This window comes from Shinella sp. SUS2 (genome assembly GCF_001262505.1).
Classification (GTDB): Bacteria; Pseudomonadota; Alphaproteobacteria; order Rhizobiales; family Rhizobiaceae; genus Shinella.
Genome location: NZ_KQ410772.1, coordinates 1 through 11,850 on the forward strand (window position 1 = coordinate 1; position 11,850 = coordinate 11,850).

Below are 11,850 nucleotides of genomic sequence, written 5' to 3' on the forward strand. Positions count from 1 at the left end.
ATCTTATCGGGGGGCAACCACCCCGCAATGGACGTTGGTTGTTGCAGGGCGCGCACCGCGATTACCCCATGTTCAACCACCGACGACTTCTGGAGCCCATCGGAAACATACCGCCAGCCGAGGCTGAAGAACGCTACTACGCCATGCTGGACGAACCGGCCATGGCCGCATAACTTAAACCAAATGGCCTCCGGCAAACCCGGTGCGGTTCAATTCCGATAACACGCTGTAGAAGACTTTAACCTGGATCAAGGATTCAAGGACTCGAAGCGATGATTTTCCACCCTGCAACAATACGTCCGCCGAAAATTGCGACCACCCGAGGGGTCGAAGAGTTCTGCTGGCCCGATGCCGCGTAGCCACGACAAGGAAAAGCCTGATGAGTTCACCACATTCCCACCATGGCCATCAGAATCATCAGACGCACGCGACCGGGCATCGAGACGATGAAGCTCATCACGGCAATCCCAAGGTCGTAGCCGCCGCTGGCTCCAGCCATTCCGAGCATGCTGGCCACGGCGGACATGACCACGGTGCGATGGTCGCCGACTACCGGCGCCGTTTCTGGTTGGTCCTCGTGCTCACGCCGCCCGTGCTGTTGCTCTCACCGATGATCCAGCATTGGCTTGGCATCGCAGAGACTTTGTCGTTCCCGGGCGACCGCTACGTCCTCTTCGTGCTTTCGACAATTGCCTACGTTTATGGCGGCTGGCCATTCCTGACGGGCTTCACCTCCGAGTTGCGCAAGGGCCAGCCCGGCATGATGACCCTGATCGCGCTAGCGATCTCGGCGGCTTATTTCTTTTCGGCGGCCGTCACGTTCGGGTTTCCGGGCGAGGAACTCTACTGGGAACTTGTGACGCTGATCGCCATCATGCTTCTCGGTCACTGGATCGAGATGCGTTCGGTCATGGGAGCATCGCGTGCGCTTGAGGAACTGGTAAGGCTCCTGCCGGATTCAGCCACGCTAATTAGGGCCGACGGCTCGTCCGAGGAAGTGCCGATCTCAACCCTCCAGCCCGGTGATCACGTCATCGTGCGGCCCGGCGCAAAGGTTCCGGTGGATGGCGAGATCATTGAGGGCTCGTCCGGTTTCAACGAGGCCATGCTCACTGGCGAATCGCGGCCCGTAACCAAGGGGGTCGGCGCTGCCGCCATCGGCGGCGCGATAAACGGGGCCGCCGCTGTCACCATCAAGGTAACGGCGACAGGCGACGCCACCTATCTGTCGCAGGTCATCGAATTGGTGAAGAAGGCGCAGGCAACGCGCTCGCGCACGCAGGACGTTGCCAACCGTGCCGCCGCTTGGCTGACCTACATCGCACTCGTCGCCGGCTTCGGCACGCTGTTCGTCTGGTGGCTTCTCCTTGACGCCCCCTTGGAATTTGCCATCGAACGAATGGTGACGGTCATGGTTGTTGCCTGTCCGCACGCCCTTGGTCTCGCTGTCCCGCTGGTCGTCGCGGTCAGCACATCGCTGTCGGCCGGCAACGGACTGCTGATCCGCGACCGCGCCGCCTTCGAGCGGGCGCGCAATCTCAACGCCGCCGTGTTCGACAAGACCGGCACGCTAACTGAGGGCCGTTTCGGCATCAGCGATATCGTATTGCTTGCCGACGGCAACGAAAACGACGAACTCAGCTTTGCCGCTGCCGCCGAGAGCCAGTCCGAGCATCCCATCGCCCACGGCATCGTAGCCGAGGCGAAGGAACGAAGCCTGATCATTCCCAAGGCAACCGACGTCAGCAACATCACCGGCGAAGGCATCGTGGCCAAGGTGGACGGCCAGGATGTGCGTATCGTCAGCCCCGGGCACCTCGCACGGCAGGGCAACGCCATCGCCCATGACAGTCTCAAGCGACTGGAAGGACAGGGCAAGACAGTTGTCGTTCTCGTCCGCGACGGCGAGCCGCGGGCACTCTTTGCGCTGGCTGACATCGTTCGCCCGGAATCGAAGGAGGCCATCGCCGAACTCAAATCCCTCGGGATCAGCTCGATCATGCTCACCGGCGACGCCGAGGGCGTAGCAAAGGCGGTCTCCGAGGAACTCGGTATCACCGAATACTTCGCCGAAGTGCTGCCTGATCAGAAATCACAAAAGATCGAGGAACTACAAGCGCGGGGGCTCTCCGTCGCCATGGTCGGCGACGGGGTGAACGACGCGCCTGCGCTCGTGGTGGCCGATCTCGGGATCGCCATCGGCGCGGGCACCGACGTCGCCGTGGAATCCGCCGACGTCGTGCTGGTCAGAAGCGACCCGCGCGATGTGGGCGCTATCCTCGGTCTGTCTCGCGCCACCTATCGCAAGATGGTCCAGAACCTCGCTTGGGCGACCGGATACAACGCAATCGCCATCCCGATGGCGGCGGGCATTACCTTCGGTACCGGCTTCATAATGACCCCCGCGGTCGCGGCCGTCTTCATGTCGGCCAGCACCATCATTGTCGCCATCAACGCCCAGCTTTTGCGCTCCTACAGGAGGCACAAATGACAACGGTAGACAAACAACCGGGAACTCCCGCCAGGCGACTGATCCTTCCGCTGCCAGGTAACGAGATATTCGCGCGGCGTCTTGCCGACGAAGGAGGCTGGGAACTTGGCGCAATGGAAACACGGCGTTTTCCTGACGGAGAGACTTACGTTCGCCTCCTCTCGGAGGTGAAGGACAAGGCAGTCGATCTGGTATGCACGCTGGCACGGCCAGACGACGGCTTCCTGCGGCTGATCTTCGCGGCCGATGCTGCAAGAGAGCTGGGAGCCTGCCAGGTCAACCTGATCGCACCCTACCTCTCCTACATGCGGCAGGATCGCCGCTTCCAGCCGGGAGAGGCGGTGACCTCCAGAAGCTTCGCCAGGCTCGTCTCGTCGAGCTTTGACCGGCTGCTGACGGTAGATCCACATCTGCATCGCTATCCGGCCTTGTCGCCTCTCTATACGGTCCCGACCGACACCTTGCATGCTGCACCGCTGCTTGCGGACTGGATCGCCGCGGAGGTCGACAAGCCCTTGATCATCGGTCCTGACGAGGAAAGCGACCAATGGGTCTCTGCCATCGCGGCAAGGATCGGTGCTCCGCATGCCGTGCTGCGAAAGGTCCGCCACGGCGACCGCAACGTCGAAGTCAAGCTACCGGACCTTTCCAAGTGGCGCGGCCGGCAGCCGGTGCTCGCAGATGACATAGCGTCCTCCGGGAATACCTTGATTGAGGCTGCCCGCCAGCTTCCGCTTCAGGGTTTCGTCCGGCCTGTGGTCGCCGTGGTGCATGCGATATTCGCCGATGATTCCTTCCAACGCCTCGCACCGCTTTGCGACCGCATCGTCTCGGCCGACTCCGTACCCCACGAAAGCAATGCAATTGCGCTCGCCCCCTTGATTGGCAACGTCATCGCGTCGGCGGCCTCGATTGATGGCGATCTTGTACGACACCGGCGTCCGCCGGATTGGCTGGACGAAGTGGAACAGGCGGGGTTCGATTCGTTTCCTGCCAGCGATCCACCATCCTGGACCGGCGGCATGAATTGACGACGAGAACGATTGACGGAAAGCAGCGACAGCATGAGAAAATTGACACCACCAACATCAGAGACGTGGCAACAGGGGTATGGCCCGATCAGCCACAACGATGAAACGATCGAACGCGTAGCTGCCCTGGCGGCGTCCGGCCTGATCGAGCCGGAAGCCCTCTATCGCATCCTCGTCGCAGCCGACCGTTTGACTTCCGCTGCAATGTGGACTGTCGTCCATATGACCTATGCCCACCGTGTCGACCTTTCCGGCGCGCCGCTGCCGGCCGAGGCGTTCAAGTCGACGCCTGAAGGCCATACCGGCGGATCGCTCAACATGGTGCCCGCTTTCATCGGCTATCTCGCCGCCAACGCGATCACCGCGAAAACCCGCTCATGGCTGATGGGACAAGGCCATTCTGTCGCCGCGATCGAGGCGGTCAACGCGCTCACCGGGGACGTTTCTCCTGCGCAGAGGGGCCGCTATGATCGCAGCGAGAAAGGTCTCTCGCAGCTTGCAGCCGATTTCTATTCCTATGCCATCGACGCCGACGGCAATGCAGCGGTCCCGCTCGGCAGCCACGCCGGTCCGAACACCGCCGGCGCCATCTCGGAAGGCGGCTATCTCGGCTTCGCCGAGGTCCAGTACGTTCATGCGCCGCTGCCCGGCGAAAGCCTCGTCGCCTTCCTGAGTGACGGCGCGTTCGAGGAACAGCGCGGCTCGGACTGGACGCCGCGCTGGTGGCGAGCCGAGGATTCCGGCATCGCGATTCCAGTTATGATCCTCAACGGCCGGCGCATAGAGGAACGTGTCCAGATCGCGCAGCAGGGCGGCGCGGACTGGCTCGCCGACCACCTGAAGCTCAACGGTTTTGATCCCTTTATCATCGATGGCCGTGATCCTGCGGCCTTCGCCTGCGCCATCATCGAGGCTGAGAAGCGCCTTGAACGTTTCGCGGCGGATCCCGCCCGCGTCTATCCGGCGCCTATCCCCTATGTCATCGCCGAGACAATCAAGGGCTTTGGCTTCCCAGGAGCCGATACCAACGCGGCGCACAATCTACCCCTCGGGGGCAATCCCGCACAGGACGAGCCGGCTCGCAACGCCTTCAACGAGGCCGCGCAAGCGCTGTTCGTTCCCGCCGCGCAGATCGAGAGCGCCGTTGGCGAAATCGCTGTCCATCGCGAGCAGGGCCGAGAGCCGGAAAGCCGGCATGCGCTCGCGCTGCGTAACCCAGCCGCACCGAGCCTGCCCGAGCCGGACTGGACGATCGCCGGCGATCCGCCCGATTGCGCAATGCATGCGCTAGACCGCTGGTTCGTCCGCGTCGTGGACGCGAACCCCACGCTCCGCCCGCGTGTGGGCAATCCTGACGAGCTACGCTCCAACCACATGGGAGCAACGCTCGATCGGCTGCGCCATCGCGTGAACACTTCCGAGCCCGGCGTCGCCGACGCCATCGACGGCGCGGTCATCACCGCGCTCAATGAGGAAGCCGTCGCAGGCGCGGCGCTGGCCAACAAGGGCGGGATCAATCTGATCGTCAGCTACGAAGCATTCGCCATGAAGATGCTTGGTGGCGTGCGGCAGGAGATCGTGTTTTCCCGACGGCAGCGCGAGGCCGGCCAGGAACCACGCTGGATTTCGGTGCCTCTGGTTGTCACGTCCCATACCTGGGAGAACGCGAAGAACGAGCAATCGCATCAGGACCCGACCATCGGCGAGGCGCTGCTGGGCGAGATGTCCGACACCTCGCGGGTGCTTTTCCCCGTCGATGCAAACAGTGCCGTGGCTGCGCTGCGATCCGTCTACAATGGCCGCGGCCAAGTAGGATGTTTGATCGTCTCCAAGCGTGACATGCCGCATCGTTTCGATGCGGAGGACGCAGACCGTTTCGTAACAGATGGTGGGGCCCATGTGCAGGGCGAGACGGAAGGCGCCGAGCTTCAAATTGTGGCTATCGGCGCCTATCAGCTCGAGGAAGCGCTCAAGGCGGCCTATCGGCTCAGGACGCACGGTCGCCATGTGCTCGTGACGGCGGTGTCGGAGCCCGGCCGCTTCCGCATACCCCGCGATCCGATCGAGGCGGGATTCACGGCGAGTGACGAAACCCTCGCCGCCCTGTTTCCGGCGAACATGCCGCGCCTGATCGTCTCCCACACGAGACCCGAACCTATGCTCGGCCTGCTTCGGCGACTCGATTCCGGCCCACGGACGACCGCTGCGCGCGGCTACATCAGCCGGGGCGGGACGCTCGATGTGTCTGGTATGTTGTTTGCTAATCGCTGCTCCTGGGCTCATCTGGTCGACGCTGCTGTTCCTCTCACCGGCTGGAGCAGAGACGACCTCCTTGCTCCCGCTGAACGGGCTGCCGTAGAGGGCCGCGGGCATCCCGGCGACATCGCTGCATTCAACATCTGAGGCCATTATGCTGACGCTAACATCTCTCGGCGGTGCGAGCACCGTCACCGGCTCGAAGCACCTCCTCACGAACGGCGACAAGCGCATCCTGATCGATTGCGGCTTGTTCCAGGGACTCAAGAACCTGCGCGAGCTCAATTGGACGCCACTGCCAGTGCCCCCGTCCAGTATTGATGCCGTAGTGCTCACCCATGCCCACCTCGATCATTCGGGCTATCTTCCCAGGCTCGTGCGCGATGGCTTCAAGGGTCGAATCTACGCCTCATCGGCAACGCGCGACGTGGCCGAGTTGATCCTCAAGGATAGCGGCTTTCTCAACGAAAAGGATGCAGAATACGCCAATCGCAAGGGCTTCTCGAAGCACAAGCCGGCTTTGCCGCTTTACGGCGTGCGCGATGCGGAACGGGCGATAGAGATGTTTACCACTGTGCCGTTCGAAACCGCCTTTCAGCTTCCCGGCGGCGCGACCCTGACCTTCCGTCGCGCAGGTCATATCCTCGGCGCGGCCAGCGCGGACATCGAATGGGCTGGCCGCCGCATTGCGTTTTCCGGCGACCTTGGGCGCTACGACGATCCAGTGCTGCCCGATCCAGCTCCCGTGGCCGACGCCGACTATATCGTCGTCGAATCAACCTATGGAAACCGCACTCACAATCCCGCAAACACGACCGAGGTGTTGGGAGAAGTTGTTGAGCGCACCGTAAAACGTGGCGGCACGGTCGTTATCCCCGCCTTCGCAGTCGGCCGCGCGCAATCTCTCCTTTATCATCTCTGGAAGCTTCGAACGGCAGGCCGCCTATCAGGTGTACCGATCTATCTCGACAGCCCCATGGCAATCAACGCTACAGACCTCCTTCACGCACATAGCGACGATCATCGCTTGACGCATGACGAATGCACGTCGATCTGCAAAATCGCCACCTATACCCGCGATGTGGAAAGCTCCAAGGCGATCACTGCGAGTGTCTTTCCCAAAGTCGTGATCTCGGCCAGCGGCATGGCGACCGGCGGTCGTGTGCTTCATCACCTCAAGTCTTTCGCCACCGATCCGAAACATACGATCCTGTTCTCCGGCTATCAGGCTGCGGGAACGCGGGGGCGGGCCATGGTTCAGGGCGCGAGAGAGATCAAGATCCACGGGCAATGGATACCCGTCAGAGCAGAGGTCGACGATCTGTCGGTGCTCTCGGCGCATGCCGATGGCAATGAGTTGATGCGCTGGCTCTCAGGCTTCCGGCGCGAACCGTCCCGCGTCTTCATTGTCCACGGTGAGGACGAGGCATCGGAAGCCCTGCGCGCCCGGATCGATCGCGAAATTGGCTGGAATGCCACTGTGCCACGTCAGGATCAGGTGTTCGACCTATGACCACGCTCCTCTCTCATGCCGGTCCAGAACAACCAACTCTTCGTGTTCGGCGCCTTCGATTGCACACGCAACACCAGCCGGTCGTCGTCATGCGCACTGATTGTCATGTTTGTCGCTCGGAAGGGCTCTCCGCCCGCTCGCAGGTTCTCGTCTCGGGTGGTGGGCGGGAATTACAGGCAACGCTCTTCCAGGTGGAGGACGACGGTCACTTGGCCGTTGACGAGGTCGGGCTCTCCGAAACCGCCTGGGAGATGCTGAATCTCGCCGAGGACGCCAAGGTGCAGGTTACCCATGCCCCCGCTGTCGAGTCGCTGGCAAGCGTACGCAGACGTATCCACGGCAACCGGCTTGACTCGCATGCTCTCACAGAGATTGTGCAGGACGTGGTCGCCGGCCGTTACACCGACGTGCAGCTTGCGGCGTTCCTGACCGCAACTGCGGCTTTACCACTCGACGAGAACGAGACTGCCGACCTTACCGGTGCGATGATCGCGGTTGGCGACCGGTTACAATGGCATGCCCCTGTTGTTGTCGACAAACACTGTGTCGGCGGCCTGCCTGGTAACCGCACCACCCCGATCGTCGTGGCGATCGTTGCGGCCAACGGGCTCGTCATGCCGAAAACGTCCTCCCGTGCCATTACCTCCCCCGCCGGTACTGCCGACACGATGGAGACTCTCGCGCCGGTGGATCTCGACATTGCAACGTTGAAACGCGTGGTCGAGGCCGAAGGAGCTTGCATCGCGTGGGGCGGAGCGGTCCACCTCAGTCCGGCTGATGACATCTTCGTGCGCGTCGAACGCGAACTCGACGTCGACACCGAAGGCCAGCTGATCGCTTCCGTCCTCTCCAAGAAAATCGCTGCGGGATCCACCCATGTCGTTATAGACATCCCGGTCGGCCCGACCGCCAAGATGCGCAGCGAAGATGCCGCATCTCATCTCGCGACGCGGATTACAGCGGTCGCGTCTCGCTTCGGCCTTACGGCCCAATGCCTTCAGACCGACGGGTTGCAGCCGGTCGGTAGAGGCATCGGTCCCGCGCTTGAGGCGCTCGACGTACTAGCAGTCCTGCAAAATGCGCCCGATGCGCCGGACGATTTGCGCAGGCGCGCCGCGATTTTGGCGGGCGTAGCGTTGGAGATCGGCGGCAAGGCCGAGAATGGAAAAGGACTGGCGCTCGCGCTCGAAACGCTAGCAGAGGGGCGTGCCTGGAAAAAGTTCGAGGCGATCTGCAAGGCCCAAGGTGGGATGCGAACGCCTCCCAAAGCACTCCATGTCCATCCACTCGAGGCTCCGCATGCTGGGCGAATCGTTCATATCAACAATCGAAAGTTATCTCGCCTCGCCAAGCTTGCTGGCGCGCCGGAAGCCAAGGCGGCCGGTATCCATATGGAGGTTCGCCTAGGTGACGAGGTCATCCGTGGGCAGCCGCTTCTCCACATCCACGCGGAAACACCGGGCGAGCTGGCTTACGCACTCGACTATGCCGCTGGTGCCGGAGACGTCATTGAGATCGAGACCTGAATTGGCTCAAGCTCGGTAAGGTCGGCAACCGACTTCGGCGCAGCTTGGGAGCCTGACACAAAGGACGCGTAGCTTTTAACGGGCCCTCGCGGGAAAGAAGGTTGCAACTTAACTGCCGGGACCACGGGTCGATACGCCGGACCGGCCCGTCATGAGGTAGCGGCCGTAGCCGCTTTCTCAGTGGATGCCGTTCGCGCGCTGCAGTTCGCGAATATAGGTGGTGATCGCCTCGATCGACGTGTCGCTGACACCCTCTACCGGCGCCATATTGCCAAATCGCCAGTGGTGGGCACGCACCCCTTGGCGTATAGCAAGCGCGAAGGCCATATCACTATGGTGGCTCGGCTCGTAGATCTTATGGATCAATGGCGGCGCCAACCCGTCCCGACCCGAACCGTTCGGTCCATGACAGCTGGCACAGTTGGCGTCGAACGCGGTCTTGCCCTGTTCGGCCATTGGTGAAAGCGATGACGGCACGACGACCTGAACGATAGGCTCGCCGGTGCCAGAACTGTCCTGCCGATTCTGCGTCCACCAGATAGCAGCGCCGGCAAGCGCCACGACAACCACGGCAACAAGTGTTTTGTTCATGTTCAATCCTGCGGGATTAGCGGCCTCCCGCCATATGGCGGGAGGCCTTCGAAATCAGGCGGCGACCACGAATTCGGTCATCATCCCGGTCGAAAGATGTGGCATGTGATGACAATGCAGCATCCAGCGCGCCGCCTCACCCGCATCCACGGCGATCGTAGCCATGGTCATAGGTGGAATATAGAGGGTGTCACGCATAGCCCCGCCCATCCTGCGTCCGCCGATCTCCACCACCTGGAAATGATGGCCATGCAGGTGCATTGGATGTCCCATCATCGACATGTTGTGAAAGCGGATCTCGACGCGGTCCCCGCTGCGCGCCGAAATCGGCAGATGCTCACCCCAGGTCTTGCCGTCGATCGTCCAGACATAGGGCTGCATCTGCCCGCCTAGCATAACGTCTATTGGACGGATGGCGCCGCGATCGGCAAGACCGGTCACTGCACGCAGGCGAGATTCCTGTTCCATCCCGATGTCGAACGCGGGGGCGTCGGCTTCGGCAAGGGAATCGATACGGCGAACCTGCGCGCCGGGCGTGGCAAGAATCAGTCCCGTCCGTTCACGAGCCCCTTCACGAAGGGCCAGGACGGGCCAGGCACCGGTGTCAGGCAATTCGAGCTCCAGATCCAAACGCTGCCCCATCGAAAGGCCGAAGCGATTGCCAGGTATGGGCTCGATCGGCTGACCGTCGACAGCGACGAGCCGGCCCTGCAGATCGCCGCTATCGATCCAGAAGCTCGTCGCAGCGGCCCCATTGATCACCCGCAGCAACACCCGTCCATTCGCTTCGACCGGAATCGTATCCGGATCGTCCAGGGTGCGGTCATTGGCCAGATATGCGTCGAAATCGAAGTCGTTCAGATCCATCTGCATGGAATCCATCCCACGCATCCCAGCCATATCGTGCCCGCCCTGACCCGCGCCCGGCATCTGCGCCATCGGCATGGAACCGTGGCCGCCATGATCCATGCCGGACATAGCATTGGCTTCGCCCATATCCCCGTGCCCTGCGCTGGACACGATCTCGGCGAGCACCTCCTCGGCCGGGCGGAAGCTGAAATCATGCAGGAACATCACCACCTCCTGCCGATCAGCAGCGATATCTTCGGGCCGCCGGACGATCAGGGGTGCCGCCAGCATCTGCATTTCCTGAATGGGAATGTGACTGTGCATCCAGTGCGTGCCGGCCGAAGGTGCGAAGTCATAGCTGCGGACCTCACCCGGCTTTAACGCAGCCATGGGAGCGTCGGGTACGCCATCCTGGACGTTGGGCGGGATCTGCCCGTGCCAGTGAATGATCGTCTCGACATCCAGATCGTTGGTCAGATCGACCGCGAAGCGCTGGCCCGGATCGAGCATGACACCGGGCCGTCCGCCTGGGCCGATCAGCCCCAAGACAGACGCAGCCCGTCCGCCAATATCGAGTGTGCGGCGGCCGGCAGTTAACTGGATGGGAGCTGCCGCTTGTGCGAATGCAAACTGCGGAATATGCGCGTACGCCAGCGTTGCTGCGCCTGCGGCAAGAAAGCCACGTCGTGAGAAATTTATCATGATTGTCTCCTCGGAACATCACGTTCCGTTCATCAGATCTAAGGGTGTCGTGGGCTCAAACCCACGCGATCAAAGGAGACGAAGCTTGGGAGGGCGGCGGTTGACGCCAGGATTATGGCTCAATACTGCCGGTATAATAGTAAGACCATAATCTGCCCTGGCGTAAAATACACTGGTACCCCCGCGTTCCGGTATGACAAAGTTGAGCAACCCAGTGCAGACGGCTGCACACATGGCGGCGCTCTCCGATGCGCATTCCTGCTCCATCTCACAGGACTGCACATCGTATCCGGTAACCATGGCGGTGACGTGATGCGTCTGGACGGCATGATCTGGGGTGGAGTTCATGCGCACCATGTGCCCCGCGTTCGCCGTCGAGGCGACGGCGAACGCAAACACAACAAATAGTGCCAAGAAGCGTCCAATCATTCCGCACATATCACATTGTTACACCCGACGTTCAAGCAGTCGAACCACCAAGGTGCCGAAAATCATTGCTAGAAACACCAAGAAAATTCGATGCTATCAAGAGTTCGACAAGAAAGGTCGCCCTCGAACCCCGCTTATGTCTGACATGACGCCGCCTAGCGGCGGGTCCGTCGCTGACCAATATCGTCAACGGTGCTGAGTAGCCGGATATCCTGCTTTTGCGAGCGCGGCCTCAAAGGCCTCACGAGACTGCTCGGACATGACCACTATCTTCCTGTTCGATAGGTCAGGAGTGACCTTGGCGACGGGGTCGACGGATTGAATCGCCTTGGTGACGCTGCGGACACAACCGCCGCAGGACATGTTCTGGATATCAAATTGCATGAGAGGCTGCCTCAAAAAGAGGTGGGTGATTTCAACAGGTTATGATTCCTTCGGATTTGCGAGATTCGATGGAGTTCA

At 61.6% G+C, this 11,850-nt stretch carries 8 protein-coding genes; 5 read left to right on the top strand and 3 right to left on the bottom strand.

Going from position 1 to position 11,850, the window contains the following annotated elements:
• Window positions 1–379 precede the first annotated feature (379 nt).
• The 5 genes from AKG11_RS31885 to AKG11_RS31905 are packed head-to-tail and all read left to right on the top strand — an operon-like array spanning window position 380 to window position 8,817.
• Window positions 380–2,491, top strand: a complete 2,112-nt coding sequence (locus AKG11_RS31885) for a heavy metal translocating P-type ATPase (RefSeq protein WP_050746897.1) — start codon at window positions 380–382, stop codon at window positions 2,489–2,491.
• The gene (locus tag AKG11_RS31890; protein ID WP_050746898.1) at window positions 2,488–3,522 is read left to right on the top strand and encodes a ribose-phosphate pyrophosphokinase; all 1,035 of its coding nucleotides are present in this window, start codon (window positions 2,488–2,490) and stop codon (window positions 3,520–3,522) included. The genes AKG11_RS31885 and AKG11_RS31890 overlap by 4 nt, the downstream gene beginning before the upstream one ends.
• 33 nt (window positions 3,523–3,555) lie before the next feature.
• A complete protein-coding gene (locus tag AKG11_RS31895; RefSeq protein WP_050746905.1) occupies window positions 3,556–5,925 on the top strand; it encodes a phosphoketolase family protein in 2,370 nt (789 codons plus the stop codon).
• Between the two features lie 7 nt (window positions 5,926–5,932).
• Complete coding sequence (locus AKG11_RS31900; protein ID WP_050746899.1) at window positions 5,933–7,291, top strand: MBL fold metallo-hydrolase RNA specificity domain-containing protein; 1,359 nt, start codon at window positions 5,933–5,935, stop codon at window positions 7,289–7,291.
• On the top strand, window positions 7,288–8,817 hold the full coding sequence (locus AKG11_RS31905) for a thymidine phosphorylase family protein (protein ID WP_050746900.1): 1,530 nt from the start codon (window positions 7,288–7,290) through the stop codon (window positions 8,815–8,817). Before AKG11_RS31900 ends, AKG11_RS31905 begins: the two co-directional genes overlap by 4 nt.
• Window positions 8,818–8,994: 177 nt before the next feature.
• Here the strand turns inward: AKG11_RS31905 and AKG11_RS31910 are convergent, their stop codons facing one another.
• The 3 genes from AKG11_RS31910 to AKG11_RS31925 form a co-directional block, all read right to left on the bottom strand.
• A complete protein-coding gene (locus AKG11_RS31910; protein WP_050746901.1) occupies window positions 8,995–9,408 on the bottom strand; it encodes a c-type cytochrome in 414 nt (137 codons plus the stop codon).
• Window positions 9,409–9,462: 54 nt separating this feature from the next.
• Window positions 9,463–10,959 carry a multicopper oxidase family protein gene (locus AKG11_RS31915; protein ID WP_050746902.1) on the bottom strand — a complete coding sequence of 499 codons (1,497 nt, stop codon included), beginning with the start codon at window positions 10,957–10,959 and terminating at the stop codon, window positions 9,463–9,465.
• 615 nt (window positions 10,960–11,574) lie between these two features.
• Window positions 11,575–11,772 carry a heavy-metal-associated domain-containing protein gene (locus AKG11_RS31925; protein WP_050746904.1) on the bottom strand — a complete coding sequence of 66 codons (198 nt, stop codon included), beginning with the start codon at window positions 11,770–11,772 and terminating at the stop codon, window positions 11,575–11,577.
• Window positions 11,773–11,850 lie beyond the last annotated feature (78 nt).

Coding starts and splice junctions, on each gene's coding strand:
- AKG11_RS31885 (WP_050746897.1), top strand. CDS start 380: ATGAGTTCACCACATTCCCACCATGGCCATCAGAATCATCAGACGCAC.
- AKG11_RS31890 (WP_050746898.1), top strand. CDS start 2,488: ATGACAACGGTAGACAAACAACCGGGAACTCCCGCCAGGCGACTGATC.
- AKG11_RS31895 (WP_050746905.1), top strand. CDS start 3,556: ATGAGAAAATTGACACCACCAACATCAGAGACGTGGCAACAGGGGTAT.
- AKG11_RS31900 (WP_050746899.1), top strand. CDS start 5,933: ATGCTGACGCTAACATCTCTCGGCGGTGCGAGCACCGTCACCGGCTCG.
- AKG11_RS31905 (WP_050746900.1), top strand. CDS start 7,288: ATGACCACGCTCCTCTCTCATGCCGGTCCAGAACAACCAACTCTTCGT.
- AKG11_RS31910 (WP_050746901.1), bottom strand. CDS start 9,408: ATGAACAAAACACTTGTTGCCGTGGTTGTCGTGGCGCTTGCCGGCGCT.
- AKG11_RS31915 (WP_050746902.1), bottom strand. CDS start 10,959: ATGATAAATTTCTCACGACGTGGCTTTCTTGCCGCAGGCGCAGCAACG.
- AKG11_RS31925 (WP_050746904.1), bottom strand. CDS start 11,772: ATGCAATTTGATATCCAGAACATGTCCTGCGGCGGTTGTGTCCGCAGC.